Raw genomic sequence first — 21,817 nt, 5'->3', positions numbered from 1 at the left:
TCAGTGGCGGTAGGAGATGCCCTTCCAGGACAGCGTCACGATGAAGAGCAGGGCGAACACCGTCAGCGCGATGATCGGGAACATGATGGCGGGCATCGGCAGGTGGATGACGTGCTCGTGTTCCTCGGCCGCCATGACCAGAATCGCTGACTTCACTTCTACTCCTCGCAGTGCGCGGACCCGGGCGGGCCGCGTTCGCCTATCAGTCTCTCACGTACCGTACGCCACGCCGCGCACCCGCGTCATGCCGATCGGCGGCGCGTCCGGGCGCTCGGCCGCGGGCCTGCCGGCGCCGGCTCAGGCGCGCACCTGTCCGCTGCCGCGCATGATCCACTTCGTCGTCGTCAGCTGCTCGAGCCCCATGGGACCGCGGGCGTGGAGCTTCTGCGTGGAGATCCCCACCTCGGCGCCCAGCCCGAACTCCCCGCCGTCGGTGAAGCGGGTGGAGACGTTGACGCCCACGGCGGCCGCGTCGATCGCCGCGACGAACGTCTCCGCGTGGTCGAGCTCGTTCGTCACGATCACCTCGGTGTGGCCCGAGGAGTAGGCGCGGATGTGCTCGATGGCCTCGTCGACGTCGCGCACCGCCTTGATGGCGATCTCCATGCCCAGGTACTCCTTCGCCCAGTCCCGGCGGGTGACCTTGCGGACCCTCATGCCCTCCGGGGCGTACTGGGAGACGTCGGCGTCCGCGTGCACCGTGACGCCCAGCTCGCCCAGCCGGGCGAGGATCTTGGGCAGCACGCGCTTGGCCGCCTTCTCGTGGACGAGGAGGGTCTCGAGCGAGTTGCACACGCTGGGCCGGTGGGTCTTGGAGTTGACGACGAGGTCCGTGGCCATCCGCACGCCCGCGGAGGCGTCGACGAACATGTGCACATTTCCCACGCCCGTCTCGATGACGGGCACGATCGACTCGTGGACGACCGTGGAGATGAGCTCCGCTCCCCCGCGCGGGATGAGGAGGTCCACGTAGTCGCGGGAGTGCATGAGCACCTTGGCCCCATCGCGGCCGTGCTCGTCGATGCCGGCGACCGCCGCGCGCGGCAGCCCGGCCGTCTCGATGGCGTTCTGCAGCAGCTCGATGAGCAGCGTGTTCGACGACTTGGCCGCCGATCCGCCGCGCAGCACCACGGCGTTGCCGCTCTTGAGGGCGAGGGCCGCGATGTCGACCGTGACATTGGGCCGGGCCTCGTAGATCGCGCCGATGACGCCCATGGGAACGCGCTGCTCGGTCAGCTGGATGCCGTTGGGCAGCACCCGGCCGAGCACCACGTCGCCCACGGGATCGGCCAGGGCGGCCACCTCGCGCACGGCGCCGGCGATGCCGGCCACGCGCGCCTCGTCGAGGGTGAGGCGGTCGATGAGGTTCGCGTCGAGGCCCCGCTTGCGGGCGGTCTCGATGTCCTCCGCGTTCGCGGCGATGATCGTGTCGGTGTTGCCCTCGAGCGCGGCGGCGATCGCCTCGAGCGCGGCGTTCTTCTGCGCCGTCGTCGCCATGCCCATCGCCGTCGACGCCTCCTTGGAGGCCGCGACGATCTTCGTCACCGCGCGGACCGTCTTGGGGCGGACATCGGCGATCGTGCGATCGGGCATGGGCGGACTCCCCTCAGAAGACTGCGTCGGTGAGCACCAGGTCGTTGCGATGGACGACTTCCTTGCGGTAGTCGCTGCCGTAGCGATGGCCGAGCTCTTCGATCGACAGTCCGAACATGTGCGGCAGCTCCGAGGCTGCGAAGTTCACCATACCCCGGGCGATGAGGTCCCCGCGCGGGCCCAGGATGTCGATCGGATCACCCGCCTCGAAGTCTCCGGTCACGTCCGTGACGCCCGCCGCGAGCAGGGAGGTGCCCCGTCCCAGCAGGGCCTTCTGGGCACCCGCGTCGACCCGCACGCTGCCCTGGGTGCGCGCCAGGTGGGCCAGCCACAGCAGCCGGGTCTGGCGGCGGCGGTGCGTGACGCCGAAGTACGTCCCGACGTCCTCACCGGCCAGCGCCGCGGGGGCGTTCGCGGCGGCGGTGAGCACGGTGGGGATGCCGGAGTCGGCGACCATCGTGGCCGCCTGCACCTTCGTCGTCATGCCGCCCGTGCCGACCCCGGCGGCGCCGGTGCCGCCGATCGTCAGCCGCGCGAGCGCCTCGGCGCCGGGGACGAACGCGACCCGCTCGGAACCCGGATCCGAGGGCGGGGCCGTGTAGAGCGCGTCGACGTCGGAGAGCAGGACGAGGGCATCGGCGTGGGTGAGCTGAGCGACGAGCGCGGCCAGCCGGTCGTTGTCGCCGATCCTGATCTCGTGCGTCGCGACGGCGTCGTTCTCGTTGACGATGGGCAGGAAGCCCAGCGTCAGCATCCGGTCGATGGCCCGCTGGGCGTTGCGGTACTGGGTGCGGCGGATGAGCTCGTCCGGGGCCAGCAGCACCTGGGCGGGCACGATCTGGAAGTCCGAGAGCGCCAGGGAGTAGGCGGACATGAGGATGCCCTGGCCCACCCCCGCGGCGGCCTGCTGGGTGGCGAGGTCCTTGGGCCGCACGCGCAGGCCCATGGGCCCCATGCCCGCGGCGATCGCACCGGAGGACACGAGGATGACCTCGCGCCCGGCGGCGCGCTGGCCCGCCAGCTCGATGGCCAGCGCGTTGAGGTGCTCGAAGTTCAGGCCCCCCGGGGCGGTGAGCGAGGAGGAGCCGATCTTGACGACCACCCGGCCGGCATCGCGGATGAAGGCCCGCGTCGTGTCGAAGTCCGCGCCGATCGCGGCGGCGGGGCTCACCGGCCCTCGTCCCGGGAGGCGGCCTTCTCCGCGACGCGCTCGGCCTCCATCTCCGCGCGGGCCTCGGCCTTCGCGTCCATCCGGTCGTGGAAGGCCGCCTTGCGCTCCTTGCGCGAGGGGCGGCGCTCGTCCTCGAGGCGCAGGTCCGTCCCGCGCGAGCCCAGCAGCTCGGCGCCGCCGACCATCGTGGGGTCCCAGTCGAAGACGACAGCGTCGTCGGTGCCGATGACGATCGTGTCGCCGGGCACGGCGCCCACCCGGAAGAGCTCCTCCTCCACGCCCAGCTTCTCCAGCCGGTCGGAGAGGTAGCCCACGGCCTCGTCGTTGGAGAAGTCCGTCTGGAGCACCCAGCGGCGCGGCTTCTCGCCGAGCACCCGGAACAGCCTGCCGTCCGGGCCGTCCTCGGCGCGCACGGTGAAGCCGGAGTCGTCGACGGCCAGCGGGCGGATGACGGTGTGCACGGGCTCGGCCTCGAGCGATTCGCGGCGCTCGCGCTCGGCGGCGACGAGGCCCGCCATCGCGAACGACAGCTCGCGCAGGCCCGTGTGGGAGACGGCCGAGACCTCGAAGACCCGGTAGCCCGCGGCCTCGAGGTCGCCGCGGACCATGTCCGCCAGCTCGTGGCCGTCGGGCACGTCGACCTTGTTGAGGGCCACGAGCGCCGGGCGCTCGCTCAGGGGCAGCAGGTCCCCGCTGCCGGGGCCGATGTCCACGGCGTAGGCGGCGAGCTCCTCTTCGATGGTGCGCAGGTCGCCCACGGGGTCGCGGCCCGGGTCCCACGTGGCCATGTCGATGACGTGGACGAGCGCCGCGCAGCGCTCCACGTGGCGCAGGAACTCGAGCCCGAGCCCCTTGCCCTCGGAGGCGCCGGGGATGAGGCCGGGCACGTCGGCGACGGTGTAGCGCACATCGCCGGCCTGCACGACGCCCAGGTTGGGCACGAGGGTGGTGAAGGGGTAGTCGGCGATCTTGGGCCGCGCGGCCGACAGCGCCGCGATGAGGCTCGACTTGCCCGCCGAGGGGAAGCCGACGAGTGCCACATCGGCCACCGTCTTGACCTCGAGCACGAGGTCGCGCGACTCCCCCGGCTCGCCGAGCAGCGCGAAGCCCGGTGCCTTGCGCTTGGGCGAGGCCAGGGCCGCATTGCCCAGGCCGCCGCGGCCGCCCTGGGCGGCGATGAAGCGGGTGCCGGGCTCGACGAGGTCCGCGAGCACCTCGCCGTCGGGGGACTTCACCACCGTGCCCACCGGCACCGGGAGCACGAGGTCCTCGCCGTCCTGGCCGTGGCGCAGGTCGCCCTTGCCGATGCCGCCGTTGGGGGCTGCGCGGTGGGGGCCGCGGTGGTAGGGCAGCAGCGTGGTGGTCTGCTCGTCGACGGCGAGCACGACGTCCCCGCCGGTGCCGCCGTTGGCCCCGTCCGGCCCGCCGAGCGGCTTGAATTTCTCGCGGCGCACGGATGTGCAGCCGTTGCCGCCGTCGCCCGCGCTCACGTGCAGGGTGACCCGATCGACGAACTCCGTGGCCATTGTGCTCTCCTGTGCTGGTGGTGGGTGCGAACGGCCGGTGGGGCCCGGGAATGCGCGAATGGGGCGAGTCCGATACGGACTCACCCCATTGCGCGCTGCAGGCCGCGGCCTGCGGGCCGTATCAGCCTGCGACGATGCTGACGACCTTGCGACCGCCCTTGCGGCCGAACTCCACGGAGCCCGCGGAGAGGGCGAAGAGCGTGTCGTCGCCGCCGCGGCCCACGTTGTCGCCGGGGTGGAAGTGGGTGCCGCGCTGGCGGACGAGGATCTCGCCCGCGTTGACGACCTGCCCGCCAAAGCGCTTGACGCCCAGGCGCTGGGCGTTGGAGTCACGACCGTTGCGAGTCGAGCTCGCTCCCTTTTTGTGTGCCATTGTTCGTCTCCTGAAACAGTCTTACTTGATGCCGGTGATCTTGAGGCGGGTGAGGTCCTGGCGGTGGCCCTGGCGCTTCTTGTAGCCCGTCTTGTTCTTGTACTTCTGGATGACGATCTTGGGGCCGCGCAGCTCGCTGACGATCTCCGCGGTCACGGTCATATCGGCGAGCGCCTTGGCATCGTGGGTGACGGTGTCCCCATCGACGTGCAGGACGAGGTCGAGGTCGACCGAGTCCCCCGCTTCGCCCTTCATGCGGTTGACGGTGATGATGTCGCCGACGCTGACCTTCTCCTGGTGGCCGCCGGCGCGGACAATGGCGTAGACCATCTCGAACCTCTCCTGATCGATGGGCGCAGCCCTATGCTGCGGCTTCGTCTACGGCGACTCTTCCTTGGTTCGCACGCGCGCGCCGCCGCTGAGGCGGAGGCGCGCGGATGCCGCCCATTGTGAGGCAGAATCAACCGTGGTGCAGATGCACCGACACACCATCATAGCCGGGCGCAGCGCCCCCGGTCAAAGCGGCGGGCGGGCCGCTCAGGCGCCGCGGCGCTCCTCGGCGATCCGCTCGTGGCGCCGGATGACCTCGTCGACGATGAAGGCGAGGAACTTCGAGGCGAACTCGGGGTCCAGGTGGCTCTCGAGGGCCAGCGCGCGCAGCCGCTCGACCTGCTCGGCCTCGCGCTGCGGGTCCGCGGCCGGCAGCGCGTGGGCGGCCTTGAGCTCGCCGACGCGCTCCGTGAGCTTGAACCGCTCGGCGAGGATGTGCACGAGCGCCGCATCGACGTTGTCGATCGAATCGCGCAGCCGGTGCAGTTCGGCAATGGCCTGGGTGTCCTCGCTCATGCCCGCATCCTAACCGCGCCGCCCGCCCGCGGGCGGGGCGTCTCAGTGCTCCTTGTGCGCGCCGGCCTGGTCGCGCACGGCCGCGGAGCCGGGGGCGGCGTGGCTGCCCGCCGACTGGCCGCCCGCGCCGGACGCCGCGGCCGCGGCCGCGGCCGCGGATTCGGTCCCGCCGGACTCGGCCCGCCCGGCCTCGGCACGGCTCGACTCGGCCTGTCCCGACGCATTCGCCTGTCCCGACTCGGCCTGTTCCGACGCACCGGCCGAGGCGCGGCCGCCGCCCGCCGCCGCGTCCCCGGGCCGCCGAGCGCGGTCCGCCGCCCGTTCGCCGCGCTCGTGGAGGCCGGCGGCCAGCAGCTGGCCGATCTCGCGCAGCCCCCGGTGCGCGACGAGGTCGTCGACGAGCACCGGGCGGCCCGCGTCATCGGCCAACGGCAGGGTCCAGTTCGGGTACTCGGTGCTGGTGCCCGGCTTGTTCTGCGCCCGCCGCTCGCCCACGATGTCGGCCAGTGCGACGCCCGTGAGCGCGGCATCCGTGCGCGCCAGGCGCTTGACGAGCGCGCGCATGACGGGCCAGGCCTCGTCGATCCGGCCGGCCTCGATATCGTGGGCCAGCTCACCGTCCGGGTCCTGCGCCGCGAGCGCGCGCAGGGCGGCGGTGCGGTCCTCCGCCTCGGCGCGCCGGATGGCCTGCGGGTCGTCGACGAGGACGCCCAGGCGCTCGGACAGGTCGATGTCCTCGAGGTTGAGGTAGCCGGAGATGGGCGTCATGTCGTGCGTGTTGAGGGTGGCGAGGCTGCCGCGGCGGTAGCCCGCGGGATCGGCGAGTGCATCGCCGTCGCGTTCGAACCACATGACCGAGGTGCCCATGATGCCCAGCTGCGCGAGGCGCTCGCGCACGCGCGGCTCGACGGTCCCCAGGTCCTCGCCCACCACGGTGACCCCGGCCCGCTGGGCCTCGATGAGGAGGACGGCGAGGATGGCGCGGTCGTCGTAGCGGACGTAGGCGCCCTCGGCGGGGACGCGGCCGGCCGGCACCCACCAGAGCCGGAAGAGGCCCATGACGTGGTCGATGCGGATGCCGCCGGCGCCGGTGAAGGCCGTGCGGAACAGGTCGCGCAGCGGCACGTAGCCGGCCGCGGCCAGGGCGTCGGGGTCCCACGGCGGCTGGGACCAGTCCTGGCCCTGCTGGTTGTAGTAGTCCGCCGGCGCCCCCACCGTCGCATCGGCGGCGAGGTAGGGCTCGAGTGCCCAGGCATCGGCGCCGCTGTGGGACACGCCCACCGCGAGGTCGGTGACGATGCCGGTGCGCATGCCCAGCACCTCCGCGGCGCGCGCGGCATCGGCCAGCTGCTCGGCGGCGAGGAACTGCGTCCAGAGCCAGAAGCCGACCTCCCGCTCGTGCGTGCGGGCGAACTCGGCGACCGCCTCGGAGTCCGGGTCGCGCAGCTTGGCGGGGATCCGGCCGTCCTCCGTGCTGCGGATGATCGCGTTGTACACCGCCCACGCGCGCATGCCGGCAGGCGCTTCCTCGCTGAAGCGGGCGAAGCGGGAGCGCCGCGCGGCGGTGAACGGCACGTCGTAGAGGGTCTCGAGGGCGAGGATCTTGTCGTCGAGGATCCCGCCGCGCTCGATCGGCTGGTTGTCGATGTCGGCGGACATCCAGCGCCGGCCCAGGCTCACGACCGCGGAGACGACCGGCTCCCCGGCCGAGGCGAACTCGGGGATCGCCTCGATGCGCAGGTAGATGGGGTCGATCGCCTGCCGGGAGGAGGGCAGGTAGGGCGAGTTCTCGACCGGCGCCTCGGGCGCCCCGGCGTGGATCGGGTTGATGAGGACGAAGTCGGCGCCGGCCTGGGCGGCGGCCGCGACGATGTCACCCAGGTCGCCGAAGTCGCCGATCCCCCACGAGGCGCGCGAGCGCACGGAGTACAGCTGGATCGTCAGGCCCCACTGCCGGCCGGGCGGGATCGGCAGGCGCTGCGGCGCGACGGCCAGGGTCGACTCCGCAATGACCTCCGGGGCGCCGTCGCCGGTGCGCGAGCGCAGGCGCAGCGTGTGGTAGCCCACCGCCAGCTCGCGCGGGAGCCGGGCGCGGTGCTCGCGGCGCAGGACGGCCCGGCCATCGCGCATGACGGTGTGCGCGGGGCCGGCGGGACCGGCCGCCAGCTCGATGGGCGCGCCCCCGTCCTCCGGCACGAGCTCGAGGGTGGCCGTTCCCCGGTCGTCGACGACGACGGGGATCTCCGGTGCGGGCTCGCCGATGAAGGCGCCGACGAACGGGGGCAGCGCGCGCTCCCAGCGCGCGGCCTCGAGGCGGCGGAGGGATTCGGCGATCTCCTCGGCGGTGCGGGCCGGATACCCGCGGGCGGCGAGCACATCGGCCAGCACCTCGTCGGCGACGAGCGCCCGCTGGGACTGCGAGTCCTCGTACTCCCAGAGCACCCCGGCGGCATCGGCCAGATCGCGCAGCGCGCTGGTCGTCTCGGAGATGATGGCGGGGCGCGCCGGGCGCGGCGATGAGGCGGGCATGGGCCAAGCCTAACCGCGGCGACGGCGAGGGGGCGCACACCCGCGGGTGTGCGCCCCCTCGCCGCAGCGGCGGCCGGCCGGGCCGGCCTGCCCGCACCGCCGGCTGCCCGGCGGCCGGGGCCTCAGTCCTGGCCGATGATGAGGATCGGCGGGGCGGCCGGCGCCGAGGCGGGGGCCGCGCTCTGTGCCGCCGGGCGCTTGGCCGCGGGCGCGGCATCGGCTGCCGGAGCGTCCGCGCCGGACGTGCCGGACGTCGCCGGGCGGGCCGGGGCCGCTGCCTGCACGCGCGTCTGCGCGTCGCCGCCGATCATGAGCGGGGCGGGCCCACTCGGCTTCGCGGCCGGCTTGCGGCGCGCGCGGGCGGGCTTCGCGGCCGGCTGCTCCGCCGCGGCGGACTGCGCGTCCGCCCCGGACTGCCCAGCGTCGGCCGAAGGGGCAGCGTTTGTCGACTGCGCAGCGTCGGCTGCGGCGTCAGCGGCCTCCGGCTGTGCGCTGGCGGCGCTTCGGCTCGACCGGCGCGCGCGCTTCACGGCCGGGCCGGCCTCCGCGTCCGGGCGCTGCTCGGCCTCGACGTCGCGCTTGCGCGTGCGCCGGCCGCGGCGCGCCCCGCGGCCCTCGTCCGCCTGCTCGGCACCCGCGGTGGGCTCGTCAGCGGCCGGCGCACCGTCGCTGCGCGCGCCGTCGCCCTGCCCCTGCGCGGACTCAGCGTCCTCGGACTGGAAGCCCTCGGACTGTGCCTCACCGGCAGCCGCGCCCTGGTCGGCCGCCTCGGAGGCGGTCTGGTCCTGGCCCTCGGCCCTGCGCCCACGGGAGCGGCGTCCGCGCCCGGAGCGCTTCTGCCCGCTGCCGCCGTCGGCTTCGCCGCCGCCCGCGGCGTCCTGCCCGGCCTCAGAGGCTGGGGCGCCCTCGACCCCGGCCTCGGCGCGGGCCTGCTCGGCGGCCTCGTCCTTGCTCAGCGTCGCCTTCGCGACCGCGGCCATGGCTGAGCGCGTGGCGGTCTGCTTCTCCTCGTCCTCCGCGGACTCCGGCTGCTCGCGCCCCTTGTCCGCGCGCTCACCGCGCCCGGAGTCGCGCCCCGCATCGTCGGAGCCCCGGCGCTTGCCGCGCCCGCGCTTGGGCTGCGGCTCGGGCTCGCTCTCCGGGAGCATGAGGCCCAGGCCGTTCATGTCCTCGCCCGCCGCGGCGAAGGACTCGGCGAGCCCCGTGCCGATGCGCTTGCGGGTCATCTGCACGAGGCCCAGCGAGGTCACCTCGGCGACCTGGTGCTTCGTGCGATCGCGGCCCAGGCACTCCACGAGCCGGCGGACCACGAGGTCGCGATTGGACTCGAGGACCATGTCGATGAAGTCGACGACGATGATGCCGCCGATGTCGCGCAGCCGCAGCTGGCGGATGACCTCCTCGGCCGCCTCGAGGTTGTTCTTCGTCACCGTCTCCTCGAGGTTGCCCCCGGAGCCGGTGAACTTGCCGGTGTTGACGTCGATGACCGTCATCGCCTCGGTGCGGTCGATGACGAGCGAACCGCCGGAGGGCAGGTTGACCTTGCGCGTGAGCGCCTTGTCGATCTGCTCGCTCACGCGGTAGTGGTCGAAGATGTCGTCCTCGCCGTCGTAGCGGCTCACCCGCTCGCGCAGGTCGGGGGCGACGGACTCGACGTACTCGCTGATCGTCTCCCACACCTCGGCGCCGTCGACGACGAGCGCGCCGAAGTCCTCGTTGAAGACGTCGCGGACGATCCGCACGATCATGTCCGGCTCGCTGTAGAGCAGCTGGGGGGCGAGGACCTTCGTCGAGGTCGACTTCTTCTCGATCGTGTCCCACCGCTTCGTGAGGCGCTCGACGTCGCGGCCGATCTCCTCCTCCGAGGCGCCCTCGGCGGCCGTGCGCACGATGACGCCGGCCGAGGCGGGGACGATCTCCTTGAGCAGCTTCTTCAGCCGCTGGCGCTCGACATCGGGCAGCTTGCGCGAGATGCCCGTCATCGTGTTGCCGGGCACGTAGACGAGGAAGCGCCCCGGCAGGGAGATCTGGCTCGTCAGTCGGGCGCCCTTGTGGCCGATCGGGTCCTTCGTCACCTGGACGAGCACCGAGTCGCCGGACTTGAGCGCGACCTCGATCCGGCGCGGCTTGCCGTTCATGCCCAGGGCGTCCCAGTTGACCTCGCCGGCGTAGAGGACCGCGTTGCGGCCCTTGCCGATGTCGATGAAGGCGGCCTCCATGCTCGGCAGCACGTTCTGGACCTTGCCCAGGTAGACGTTGCCGATGAGCGAGGCCTGCGCGCGGCGCTCCGAGAGGTAGTGCTCGACTGCGATCCCGTCCTCGAGGACGACGAGCTGGGTCCGTCCGTCCTGCTCGCGCACGAGCATCGAGCGCTCGACGGATTCGCGCCGGGCCAGGAACTCGGCCTCGGAGATGACGGGCCGGCGCCGCCCGGCCTCGCGGCCCTCGCGGCGGCGCTGGCGCTTGGCCTCCATGCGCGTTGAGCCCTTGATGCCCTGGACGGCGTCCTCGCCGGTCGAGGAGTTCGCCGAGCCCGAGCCGTTCGAACCACCGGAGTCGTTCGAGCCGTTCGAGCCCCGGCCGCTGCGCGCGCGGCGCCGACGGCGGCGCGAACCGCCCTCGGAGTCGTCCTCGCCGTCGTCGTCGGAGGCGTGCTCGCCCTCGGCCTTGGGGGCCTCGCCGGCGCCTGCGTCCTTGGCCCTGTCCTTCTTGGACTTCCCACCGCGCTTCGAGCGCCCGCCGGAGGAGTCGTCGGCCGCCGCGGCGTCGCCGGAGTCCGCCTCGTCGTCGCCGCTGCCGCGCTCGGACGGCTCGTCCTTCTTTGAGCGGCGTCCGCGCCCGCCGCGGCGGCGCCTGCGGCCCTCGCCCTCGCCCTCGTCATCAGAGTCATCGTCGTCCGCGACTGCGCGCTCGCCATCGCCCGCCGTGCGCTCGGCTGCCGCTCCACGGTCATCCGCGTCGTCGTCCGCCCCGCGGGCATCGGCCTCGCGTCGCGCGCCTCGGCGGCCGCGCCTGCGGCGCCCGGCGGGCTCGTCGTCATCGTCATCGCCGGCGCCGCGGCCGGCATCGTCTTGGCCCTCTTCGTCGTCGTCGTCGTGCTCGTCGCTCCAGTCGGGGTCGACCTGCTGGCCGAGCTCGGCCTGAGGCGCCTGGAAGAGCAGTCCCCCGCCGGCGGGGGCGCCCACGGGCGCATAGGGCACCGGCTCATCCTGGGCGGAGAACATCCGGCCGGAGCTGAACGGCGCCGAGGCGGCCGGCGCCTCCGGCTCCTGGGCGGGCGCACCGGCGTCCGCCGGCTCCGCCGCATCGTCGGCGCTGTCGGAGAAGATCGCGTCCTCGAACGCGCGGCCGCGGTTCGAGTGCGCCGAGCGCGCCGAGCGCTGGCCGCCCTTGGCTGCCTTCTGCGCGGGGGCCTCCCCGCTGTCCGCGGGCTCCGCGCGCAGGTGCGCTGCGGCATCGGCGATCGAGTCGAGGACGGACTCGGAATCGGCTCCGCCGCGCGGCTGGGCGTCGGCGTCCTGGTGGGAGGCCCGCAGGCTCTCCAGGTCGGCGAGGATGCCGGCCGTGGGATCCGTGGTGCGGTCCTGCGAATTGTCGTTGTTCATGTGTATCGGCTCCTGTGCCGACTCGGGCGCCACACCCTTGCGCCCGCGTCGGTTGCTGGCATCGTCCGCGGTGCGGACGGAAAAATCCGTGTGCGGCCGTCGGCTCGCGCAGTCAGTCGTGCGCGGTGGCGTCGTGGCCGCCGCCTCGTCTTCGACCTCATCCGGGTGTGCACCCGATGGGTGGAGGCGGGCAGATCGCCGGGTGTGTCGGGCGATTGCGTCTGGACCAGTATGGCACAGGGCCCCCTCACACCCGGTCAGGCGCCGCCGGGCCGACGAGGCGGTCGGCGCGCCGGCGCCGCTGCGGCGGGCCCGGTGCGCACTGCAGGCACACCCCTGCCGGTGCGGGTAAGGGTCCGTTCCGGGACCGGTCCGCATGTCGGGCGGGCGGCGCCCCGGGGGCGGACCGTGTGGACGCGGCCTGCGAATCCGGGCAAGCTTGCCCCGTGAGCGCTTCGAAGAACCCCCGCACCGCGGACCCGCTGGCCGCCGCCGACGCCGAGCCCGGCTGGACCGCAAACGAGGCTCTGGCACCCGATGATGACCGTGCGGCGGACGATGGCCCGACCCCCGCCTCGGGCGCGGGACGCGGACCGTGGTTCACCCGCGACCGGCCGCTGGGCATCTTCCTCATCATCGCCTCGGCGATCGGCTTCATCGCCTCGTTCGACCTCTCGGTGGACAAGGTCAAGAAGCTCGAGCAGCCGGACCGCGTGCTCTCCTGCGACTTCAACCCGTTCTTCTCCTGCGGCTCCGTCATGCGCTTCCCGCAGTCCCAGCTCTTCGGCTTCCCCAATCAGTTCCTGGGGATCATGGCCTTCGTCGTGCCGCTGCTGCTGGGCATCCTCCTCGTCTCGCGCACGCCGATCCCGCGCTGGGTCATGATCGGGCTCAACGTGGGCCTGGCGCTGGGGACGGTATTCGTCATGTTCCTGTTCATCACGTCGATCTACGTCATCGGGATCGGCTGCCCCTGGTGCATCGTCGTGTGGTCGGTGACGATCCCGATGTTCTGCATCGTCACGGCCCGCAACGCGCTCACGGGCGCGTTCGGGGCGGGGATCGCGGACAGCACGGGGACCTACGCGCTCGCGTCCAATGCGGTGTTCGCGGCGGTCGCCTGGATGCTCGTCATCTACGGCTGCATCGTCCTGCACTTCTGGCCCTACTTCTCCTCGCTCATCGGCTGATCCGGCCGCCGACACCTCCCTCACCGGGATGGACGTCACAATTCAAACCACTCAGGGCACGCTAACCTTATTCACATCCGACGTTCAGTGGGCGCGCCTTCCCCGGCGCCCCAGATGTGAAAGCAGCCCATGCCCACACCCCCCTCCCCGGCCCAGCGCGCACAGCGGCCCCGCGCCCTCCACGCGGCGCTGAGCCTGCTGGCGCTCATCGCCGCCACCGTCTTCGCACCCGCCGCCGCGGCCTCCCCCGCGGCGGCCGATGCAGCCGCCCAGACCGCCCACGAGCTCACCTGGCGCCTGCGCGCCTCCTTCGACTCCTACACCGGGGGCGGCGAGACCTCCGATGGAGCCCGCGTCGCAGACGGCGTCTACCGCTTCCCCCTCAAGGACTCGGCCTACGACGCGAAGACCCGCACGACCACGGCGCAGTTCGGCGGCACCGTCCACTACCGCAAGTGGCACGGCTACCACGCGGCTTGCCCGGACGTCGACGCGCTCGACCTCACGTTCTCGGACATGCGGATCGTCCTCAGCCCCTCGGGCTCGCACCTCTACGCGCACGCGAAGTCCCGCGCCTTGGACGAGACGAAGTGCGATCCCGTCCCCGACCTCGGCGAGGTCGAACTCGCCGACCTCGATGCCGCAGCCGTCACGCCCGCCGTCGGTGAGGCCGGCACCACATGGACCGCGATCCCCGCCACGCTGGGCTCCGGTGGCAAGCGGGCGTTCGCCGGCTTCTACCCGGACGGCTCCCCCCTGGACCCCGTCACATTCTCCGTGCCGGAGGCCGGCGGGCCCGTGGCCGACGCGGACCAGGGCGCGGAGCCCAACGTCCCCGTGTTCAAGCGAGGTGAGACCTACCTGCCCGACCACAAGAACTCGCTCACGGAGATGACGGCCGCGTCGTCGGACGGCAAGCGCCTCTACTTCACGGAGAAGGTCTCCGGGGGCACCCGCCAGATCACGGTGCTCGATGCGCAGACGCTGCGGCCGGTCGTGGGCGCACAGCCGCTGCCCCTGCCGACCACCTACTCCAATGACGACGGCTACTACGATGCGGCCGGCGACCGCTTCTTCGCGCTCATCCCGGAGAACGGCCACAACTGGCTGACCGAGGCCGCGTTCCGCAACGGCGCCTGGCAGACCCGCCACATGCACGAGCTGCCCGCCGACGCGGACGAGGACGGCATCACGCTGGCCGGCCTCGGCTACGATCCGGTGAGCAGGCGCGCGCTGGCGATCACCGGCCTCGACGGTCCGAAGTCGGCGCAGCCCTACCGTGCCCACGTCATCGAGGAGACCGCCTCCGGCTGGAAGGGAACCGACACGCAGCTGCCGCCCGTCAAGGGCTACGCGGACTACACGTACCGGCAGCTCGACTCCCGCGCCTCCGACAACCTCATGGCGTTCGCCGATGCCGATCACGCGATCTACACGCCCGCCTCCACGGCGTACAACGACGACCGCGACTCCGTCCAGATGCCGCCCTTCGTCCTCACGATCGCCGCCGACCGGTCCGTCACGGTGACGCCGCAGAACGATCTGCTGTTCCCCGGCGACCGCACCCGCACCCACGATGCAGTGAAGAGATTCGACGACGGCACCCTGGTGCTCTACACCCGCCGCAAGCGCACCGACCAGGGCGGCCCCGACGATGCCCTGCGCACCGTCGAGCTGCACGGCACCGCGCTGTCCGTGACGAAGACCGTGCGCTACGCGGACGCGAACATCAAGCTGCCCGGCACGCTGGGCGAGGACACGGGCCTGGGCCTGCGCTACACGTTCGACACCACGGCGGCCTCCCTCGTGCCCTCCCGCGCGGGAACGGAGCTGCCGCGCACTGCGATGCCCGACTCCGTGGGACAGTCCCCGCTGGACGGCAAGTTCAGCATGGCGGTGGGGCCCGACCACAGCATCTACTACCCCATCCGCGACACGACCACGGCGTACAAGCAGTACGGCGTCTCCGTGCTGCGCCTGCGCGGGATCACACCGCACTTCACCCGCACACCGGAGTCATCGCTCGTGCTGGACGGGAAGGCGGCCGCGCTCTCGGCGCGCGCCGAGGGCACACCTCGGCCCGCGATCACCTGGCAGGTCAAGGCCCCCGGCGGCACGTTCGCGGAGGCGGGAGCGCAGAACCGGGAGACGGCCGAGGGCTCCGGCGAGTTCGCAGTCGCGTCCGACACCCCTGCGGGGACGCAGGTCCGCCCCGTGGCGACCAATGCCGCCGGCACGGTCTACGGCCCGGCGACCACGATCGATCACGCAGGTGCGGTGCCGGACTTCCCGGATCCCAGTGCCACCGCCTCCCCGAGCGCGGAGCCGAGCGACGATTCCAGCGCAGAGCCCAGCTCCCCCGCGAGCCCGGGCCCCTCGGAGTCCGCCAGCACCGCGCCGACGGCTGCCTCGCCGCAGCCCTCGACCACGGCGGGTCGGCCCGCGCCGGCGTCGTCGAGCGCCTCGCAGCGCCCGCACCCGGGCGGCCGGGACGACACGGACGGCTCGGATCCGAGTGCCTCGCGCCCGGGGCACCCTGGTGCGGGCGACTCGGACCCGAGCGCTTCCCACCCGAGTGACGATCCGCTGCCGCGCACGGGCGCAGCCGCCCTCGCCGCATTGGCGCTGGGCCTCGCGCTCGTCATCCTCGGGAGCGGGACGGTCATCCTCAACCGCCGCCGGCGCTGAGCCGGCGGAGGGAGGAGCCTGAGGAGCCGGCCGTCCGGTCGGCGCCCAGGGGCCGGCTGTCCGCACTGCCGGCGGCCCACCGCCGGCCGGCAGCAGTGAGCAAACGCGCCCGCCCATGAGTGAGGCCCCCGCCGCGGCGGGGGCCTCACTCATGGGCGGGCGCGGAACGTGGTCGCGGGGTGCCTCAGCCCTCGTCGGCGGGGAACCAGATCGCGATCTCGCGCTTGGCCGACTCTGTGGAGTCCGAGCCGTGCACGATGTTCTGCTGCACGGCGGTGCCCCAGTCCCGGCCCAGGTCGCCGCGGATGGTGCCGGGCGCGGCCGTCGTCGGGTCGGTGGCCCCGGCCAGCGAGCGGAAGCCCGTGATGACCCCGTCGCCCGTCGCGACGACCGCCGCGATCGGGCCGGAGGCCATGAAGTCGACGAGCGGCTGGTAGAACGGCTTGCCCGCGTGCTCGGCGTAGTGCTCGGCCAGCTGCTCCTTCGTGGCGCGGACGAGCTGGAGCCTCTCGATCTCGTAGCCCTTGGCCTCGATGCGGGCGAGCACCTGGCCGATGAGCCCGCGCTTCACCCCATCGGGCTTGACGAGCACCAGCGTGCGTTCGGTCATGACTCCTCCTCGCTTCGGCGTGATGGTTCCGCGCGGCCCGCGGGACAGGCCCGAACGGGTCGCGCTCCGCGCCCGAGTCTAGTTCAGCGGCCGCGGCGCGCCTCCCCCGGTCTCACCCAGCGCCCGCCCGCGGACCGCCTGGTGAACCCGCCGGAGGCGCGGTTCAGCGCGCGTTGTGCTCCACGGCCCAGGCGGTGGCCTCCCGGTCGATGCGCCGTCCCCAGTAGAGGCCCGCCACCCACATCGCCCCGAACACCGCGCCGACGATGAGCATGGAGGGCATGACGATGCCGCTGAGCAGGATGAGCGCCTGCACGGCCCATCCCAGGGCGATGCCGGGGCGGCGCTGGCCGGCCCGGCGCGGCAGCAGCGCGGTCGCGGCGATCGCGACGACCGTGATGACGGCGGCGCCGGCGACGAGCCACGCGAACGGCACGGGGCGCAGCCCGTAGCCCACGAGCAGGGCGAAGTACAGCGAGAGCACTTCGCAGATGAGCACGGTGCCGCACAGGATGGGCAGCTTCGACTTCAGCGGCAGCGCGATGGGCTCCATCACGCCTCCTGGCTGCCCAGCAGCGTGCGGGCCTCAGCCACCGTGGCCAGCGAACCGGTCACGACGATGCCGGCGCCCGTGTCCTCGGTGCCCACCACCAGGTCGATCGCCGCCATGAGCGCGGCGTTCATATCCGGTGCCCGGTGCACATCGTCCGGGTCGTACCACTCCTCGGCCGCCGCGGCCAGGCGGTCGACCGGCATGGCGCGCGGGCTCAGCGCCTGGGTCACGACGATCCGGGAGGCGAACCGGTGGACGTACTCGAGCATCCCGTGCGGGTCCTTGTCCGCGTACACCGCGACGACGGCCACGACGTCCGGGAAGTCGAACGCCTCGTCCAGCGCCTCGGCCAGGGCCTGCGCCCCGGCGGGGTTGTGCGCGCCGTCCACGATGATCGTGGGCTCGGTGCGCATGATCTCCATCCGGCCCGGCGAGGTGACCTGCGCGAACCCGGCCCCCACGACGTCCGCGTCGAGCGGCTTGTCCTGCGCCGCCAGGAAGCACTCGACGATGGCGAGCGCCTGCGCCGCGTTCTGGGCCTGATGGGCGCCGTGCAGCGGCAGAAAGACCTCCGGGTACTGCGCGAACGCGCCGCGCAGGTTGAGCAGCTGCCCGTCGACGGCGCGCGAGCGCTCGACGACGCCGAACTGCTCACCCTCCCACAGCGCCTCGTCGCCGCGCTGGGCGATCTGCTCGGCGAGGACGCCCGCCGCGGCCTCCGGCTGCTCGCCCACCACGGCGACGGGGTGCGGGGCCGGGCTCGGGTCGAGCGTGCGGTCGAGGATGCCGGCCTTCGTCGCGGCGATCTGCTCGAGCGTGTCGCCCAGGAAGGCCTGGTGGTCCAGCCCGATGGGGGTGAAGCCGCAGATGGCGGCGTCGGCGACGTTCGTGGAGTCCCATTCGCCGCCCATCCCCACCTCGAGGACCATGACGTCGACGGGCGCATCGGCGAAGACGGCGAAGGCGAGCACGGTGAGCGCCTCGAAGTAGGTGAGCGGCGCACGGTCCTCGGCCGCCAGCTGCCCGTCGACGAGGTCGAGGAAGGGGGCGATCTCGTCCCAGACCCGGCCGAGTGCGAACGCGCTGACCTCCGCGCCGTCCACGCTGATGCGCTCGCTCAGGCGGTGCAGGTGAGGGCTGGAGAATCGGCCCACCCGCAGGTCGTGGGCGCCCAGGAGCGCATCGACCATCCGCACGGTCGACGTCTTGCCGTTCGTCCCGGTGACCGTGATGACCGGTGCGGACTCGTGGATGTCGCCCAGCAGCTCGCAGGCCCGGCGGGTCGAGTCGAGGCGCAGCTCCGGCTGGGCTTCGCCGGCGCGCGCCTGGAGCGCGGCCTGAACGCGGGCGAGCTCGGCGATCGCGGCCGGGTCGCGGTGCTCCTCGGCGCGCAGCTGCGCTGCCCGCTCGGCCGCCGAGGCGCCGGCGGGCTCACCGTCTCCCCCGCGGTCGGTCGCAGGCTCGTCGGCGTAGGCGGCGTCGGCCTCCTCACCGCCGCCGATGAGGCTGTCGATGCCGAAGACGTCGTCGAAGTCCCCCTCGGGCTCGACGCCGTCGTCGTGGGGCTCGCGCGGCTCGCTCATGCGCGCACCACCTGGACCTGGGCACCGGGGGCGACGTCTCCCGCGGCGAACACGCCGTCGCCGGCGAGCTCGTCCGCGGTCAGCTCCACCCCGAGGGCGAGGGTTTCGGCCCCGATGAGCTCGGCGTGGGCGGCCAGCGCCGCGCGCACCCCGTCCTCCGGGGCCGCGATGCGCAGCCGGATGCGGTCGGAGACGTCGAGTGCCAGCTCACGGCGGGCCGACTGCACCGCGCGCACGGTGTCGCGGGCCAGGCCCTCGGCCTCGAGCTCCGGGGTGACGACGGTGTCGAGCGCCACGAAGCCGCCCGCGGTGGGGGCGAGGACAACGCCCTCGGCTCCGGATTCGGCGACGTCCTCGAGCGCGTACTCGCCCTCGACGAGTTCGATGCCGCCGCTCGTCACGGTGCCGTCGTCGGCCACCGACCAGTCGCCGGTCTTCGAGCCCTTGATGGCCTGCTGGACCTGCTTGCCCAGGCGAGGGCCCGCGGCGCGCGCGTTGACGGTGAGCCGGCTGGCCAGCGTGAAGCCGGCCTGCGCCGCCTCATCCAGCGTGAGCACGCGGACGCTGCGGACGTTGAGCTCGTCGGCGATGATCGCGGTGAAGTCCGCCCCGAGCTCGACGTCGGTGGCGACGGTGAGCTCGGACAGCGGCAGGCGCACGCGCAGGCTGTTGGCCTTGCGCAGGCTCGAGCCCACCGAGCACACGCTGCGGGTCACGTCCATGGCGGCCACGAGGCCCTCGTCCACGCCGAACGGCGCTGCGTCCGGGTAGTCCGCCAGGTGGACGGAGCGCTCGCCGGTGAGGCCGCGGTAGATCTCCTCGGCCGCGAACGGCAGCAGCGGCGCGGCCACCCGCAGGAACGCCTCGAAGCACGTGGCGAAGACATCGAACGTCTCCCGCGTGTCCGGGGTGCCCGCCCAGAAGCGGCGGCGCGAGCGGCGCACATACCAGTTCGTGAGCATGTCGAGGTAGTCGCGCAGGATCGCGCAGGCGCTCCACACGTCGTAGCCGCTCATCGCGGCACGGAAGTCCTCGATGAGCGCGTGGGTCTTGGCCAGCAGGTAGCGGTCGAGCACCTGCCCGGACTCGTAGCGCTGGGAGGCTCCGTAGCCGCGGGTCCCGGCGGGCGCCTCGGCGGCGGGATCCGCGCTGTTGGCGTACGTGGCGAAGAAGTGCCACGTGCTCCACAGCGGCAGCAGCACCTGGCGGACGCCCTCGCGGATGCCCTGCTCCGTGACGACGAGGTTGCCGCCGCGCAGGATGGGGCTGGACATGAGGAACCAGCGCATCGCGTCCGAGCCGTCGCGGTCGAAGACCTCGTTGACGTCCGGGTAGTTGCGCAGCGACTTCGACATCTTCTGCCCGTCGGAGCCGAGCACGATCCCGTGGCAGATGACGTCGAGGAACGCGGGCCGGTCGAACAGCGCGGCGGCGAGGATGTGCAGCGTGTAGAACCAGCCGCGGGTCTGGCCGATGTACTCGACGATGAAATCCGCCGGGTAGTGGTACTCGAACCACTCGCGGTTCTCGAACGGGTAGTGGACCTGGCCGTAGGGCATGGAGCCGGAGTCGAACCACACGTCGAGGACGTCCTCGACGCGGCGCATGGTCGAGCGGCCGGTGGGGTCGTCCGGGTTGGGCCGGGTGAGCTCGTCGATGAAGGGGCGGTGGAGGTTCGGCTGCCCGTCGGGCCCGGTGGGGATGCGGCCGAAGTCGCGCTCGAGGTCCTCGAAGGACCCGTAGACGTCGATGCGCGGGTACTCGGGATCGTCCGAGCGCCACACGGGCACGGGGCTGCCCCAGAAGCGGTTGCGGGTGATCGACCAGTCGCGGGCGTTCTCCAGCCACTTGCCGAACTGGCCGTCCTTGACGTTCTCCGGCACCCAGGTGATCTCCTGGTTGGTCTGGAGCATGCGCTCCTTGACCGCGGTGACCTCGACGAACCAGGAGCTCACGCCCTTGTAGATGAGGGGGTTCCGGCAGCGCCAGCAGTGCGGGTAGGAGTGGTCGTAGGTCTCGTGGCGCACGAGCACGGTGCCCGGCGTGACGGAGCCGGCCGGCTCTCCCTTCGTAGCGGCCTTGAGGTCGCGGATGACCATGGGGTTGGCGTCGAAGACGAGCTCGCCCTCGTATTCGCGCACCGGGGCCGTGAAGCGGCCGTCGGCGCCCACCGGCATGACGGCCTCGATGTTCTCGCGGGTCGTGACGACGTAGTCGTCCTCGCCGAACGCGCCGGCGGTGTGCACGAGGCCCGTGCCGTCCGTGGTCGTGACGAAGTCGCCCTCGACCACGCGGAAGGCGTTGGGCTGGTCGGCGAAGTAGCCGAACGGGGGGCGGTAGTGGGTGCCCAGCAGGTCCGCGCCCGAAAGCTCCCTGAGCACCGTGGGCTGCTCGCCGAACTCGCGGGCGTAGGCGCCCAGGCGGGTGCGGGCGATGACGTAGCGCTCCGGGCTGCCGGTGGGCCCGTCGGATTCGATGAGCACGTAGTCGATGTCCGTGCCGACGACGATCGCGAGGTTGGACGGCAGCGTCCACGGCGTCGTCGTCCACACGAGCAGCTTGGCGCCGGCCAGCTCGCCGTCGGTGGCCTCGAAGCCCACCGTCACGGCCGGGTCCTGGCGCATCTGGTAGACGTCGTCGTCCATGCGCAGCTCGTGATTGGACAGCGGCGTCTCGTCCGACCAGCAGTAGGGCAGGACGCGGAAGCCCTCGTAGATGAGGCCCTTCTCGTAGAGGCTCTTGAAGACCCACAGGACGGATTCCATGAAGCTGGGGTTGAGCGTCTTGTAGTCGTTGTCGAAGTCGACCCAGCGGCCCATCCGGTTGATGTAGGCCTGCCACTCGTCCGTGTACTTGAGCACGGAGGCCCGGGCGGCCTCGTTGAACTTCTCGACCCCCATCTCGAGGATCTCGTCCTTGGTCGTCAGCCCCAGCTGGCGCATCGCCTCGAGCTCCGCGGGCAGCCCGTGGGTGTCCCAGCCGAAGCGGCGCTCGACGCGCTTGCCGAGCATCGTCTGGTAGCGGGGGACGACGTCCTTGACGTAGCTCGTGAGCAGGTGGCCGTAGTGCGGCAGGCCGTTGGCGAACGGGGGGCCGTCGTAGAAGACGAACTCGTTGTCGCCGTCAGGGCCGGGATCGCGCTGGGCGACGGACTCCTCGAAGATCGCGTTGTCGTTCCAGAAGGCGAGGATGTCGCGCTCGAGGGCGGGGAAGTTCGGGGATGCGGTCAGGCCGGCCGCGGCCGTGGACTGCTTGGGGTAGACGGGCTGGGTGGCATCGGCCATGGCGTCCTCTTCCTGTGCGAGCCCGGCGTGCCGGGCGGGGGCTGCTTCGCACGAGGACGACATCACTGCCGCGGTACCACCTCGCTTATCCCCGGGCCCGAGGTGCGCCGGGGCTGCGCATTCGCACCGCCCCGCCGGCCTGGGCCAGAGGATCGCTCTTCGGGGCTGTGACGGGCCCGCCCGTCCGGGTCTACTGGGCGCTGGCGCCGTTCTTCCGGATGCTCCCCGGTGATGGCCGGATCACTGCGCGTCCAGTCTAGCGCGCC

15 protein-coding genes are annotated in these 21,817 nt (G+C 72.7%); 2 read left to right on the top strand and 13 right to left on the bottom strand.

The window, feature by feature from the left end; genetic code table 11:
- The 9 genes from BRM1_RS01655 to BRM1_RS01615 form a co-directional block, all read right to left on the bottom strand.
- Nucleotides 1-156, bottom strand: a complete 156-nt coding sequence (locus BRM1_RS01655) for a hypothetical protein (protein WP_202411108.1) — start codon at nucleotides 154-156, stop codon at nucleotides 1-3.
- Between the two features lie 141 nt (nucleotides 157-297).
- Nucleotides 298-1,593 (bottom strand): glutamate-5-semialdehyde dehydrogenase, encoded by a 1,296-nt coding sequence (locus tag BRM1_RS01650; protein ID WP_268527543.1) that lies wholly within the window; start codon nucleotides 1,591-1,593, stop codon nucleotides 298-300.
- 13 nt (nucleotides 1,594-1,606) lie between these two features.
- Entirely contained in the window at nucleotides 1,607-2,764 is a 1,158-nt protein-coding gene (proB, locus tag BRM1_RS01645; protein WP_268527540.1) for a glutamate 5-kinase, read from the bottom strand.
- Nucleotides 2,761-4,290 (bottom strand): GTPase ObgE, encoded by a 1,530-nt coding sequence (gene obgE, locus BRM1_RS01640; protein ID WP_268527537.1) that lies wholly within the window; start codon nucleotides 4,288-4,290, stop codon nucleotides 2,761-2,763. Before obgE ends, proB begins: the two co-directional genes overlap by 4 nt.
- Before the next feature lie 121 nt (nucleotides 4,291-4,411).
- Complete coding sequence (rpmA, locus tag BRM1_RS01635; RefSeq protein ID WP_160954250.1) at nucleotides 4,412-4,663, bottom strand: 50S ribosomal protein L27; 252 nt, start codon at nucleotides 4,661-4,663, stop codon at nucleotides 4,412-4,414.
- Nucleotides 4,664-4,684: 21 nt separating this feature from the next.
- The gene (gene rplU, locus BRM1_RS01630; protein WP_268527533.1) at nucleotides 4,685-4,993 is read right to left on the bottom strand and encodes a 50S ribosomal protein L21; all 309 of its coding nucleotides are present in this window, start codon (nucleotides 4,991-4,993) and stop codon (nucleotides 4,685-4,687) included.
- 207 nt (nucleotides 4,994-5,200) lie between these two features.
- Entirely contained in the window at nucleotides 5,201-5,509 is a 309-nt protein-coding gene (locus tag BRM1_RS01625; protein ID WP_268527530.1) for a chorismate mutase, read from the bottom strand.
- Between the two features lie 42 nt (nucleotides 5,510-5,551).
- Nucleotides 5,552-8,038 carry a 4-alpha-glucanotransferase gene (malQ, locus tag BRM1_RS01620; protein ID WP_268527527.1) on the bottom strand — a complete coding sequence of 829 codons (2,487 nt, stop codon included), beginning with the start codon at nucleotides 8,036-8,038 and terminating at the stop codon, nucleotides 5,552-5,554.
- A 122-nt stretch (nucleotides 8,039-8,160) separates the two neighbouring features.
- Complete coding sequence (locus BRM1_RS01615; protein ID WP_268527525.1) at nucleotides 8,161-11,643, bottom strand: Rne/Rng family ribonuclease; 3,483 nt, start codon at nucleotides 11,641-11,643, stop codon at nucleotides 8,161-8,163.
- A 446-nt stretch (nucleotides 11,644-12,089) separates the two neighbouring features.
- On the opposite strand from BRM1_RS01615, the gene BRM1_RS01610 reads away from it, so the two are divergent.
- Nucleotides 12,090-12,833, top strand: a complete 744-nt coding sequence (locus BRM1_RS01610) for a vitamin K epoxide reductase family protein (RefSeq protein ID WP_268527522.1) — start codon at nucleotides 12,090-12,092, stop codon at nucleotides 12,831-12,833.
- 129 nt (nucleotides 12,834-12,962) lie between these two features.
- On the top strand, nucleotides 12,963-15,521 hold the full coding sequence (locus BRM1_RS01605) for an HtaA domain-containing protein (protein WP_268527519.1): 2,559 nt from the start codon (nucleotides 12,963-12,965) through the stop codon (nucleotides 15,519-15,521).
- Between the two features lie 184 nt (nucleotides 15,522-15,705).
- Here the strand turns inward: BRM1_RS01605 and ndk are convergent, their stop codons facing one another.
- The 4 genes from ndk to ileS form a co-directional block, all read right to left on the bottom strand.
- A complete protein-coding gene (ndk, locus tag BRM1_RS01600; RefSeq protein WP_268527516.1) occupies nucleotides 15,706-16,131 on the bottom strand; it encodes a nucleoside-diphosphate kinase in 426 nt (141 codons plus the stop codon).
- Between the two features lie 163 nt (nucleotides 16,132-16,294).
- Nucleotides 16,295-16,684, bottom strand: a complete 390-nt coding sequence (locus tag BRM1_RS01595) for a DUF4233 domain-containing protein (protein ID WP_160953917.1) — start codon at nucleotides 16,682-16,684, stop codon at nucleotides 16,295-16,297.
- Nucleotides 16,684-18,267 carry a bifunctional folylpolyglutamate synthase/dihydrofolate synthase gene (locus tag BRM1_RS01590; protein ID WP_268527512.1) on the bottom strand — a complete coding sequence of 528 codons (1,584 nt, stop codon included), beginning with the start codon at nucleotides 18,265-18,267 and terminating at the stop codon, nucleotides 16,684-16,686. The genes BRM1_RS01595 and BRM1_RS01590 overlap by 1 nt, the downstream gene beginning before the upstream one ends.
- Nucleotides 18,264-21,551 (bottom strand): isoleucine--tRNA ligase, encoded by a 3,288-nt coding sequence (gene ileS / locus BRM1_RS01585; protein WP_268529897.1) that lies wholly within the window; start codon nucleotides 21,549-21,551, stop codon nucleotides 18,264-18,266. Before ileS ends, BRM1_RS01590 begins: the two co-directional genes overlap by 4 nt.
- Nucleotides 21,552-21,817: the final 266 nt, after the last annotated feature.

It is taken from the genome of Brevibacterium sp. BRM-1, assembly GCF_026802075.1.
GTDB classification, from domain to species: Bacteria; Actinomycetota; Actinomycetes; order Actinomycetales; family Brevibacteriaceae; genus Brevibacterium; species Brevibacterium rongguiense.
The sequence above is the reverse complement of the archived record's forward strand: the minus strand, read 5'-3'. Positions and strand labels throughout refer to the sequence as shown.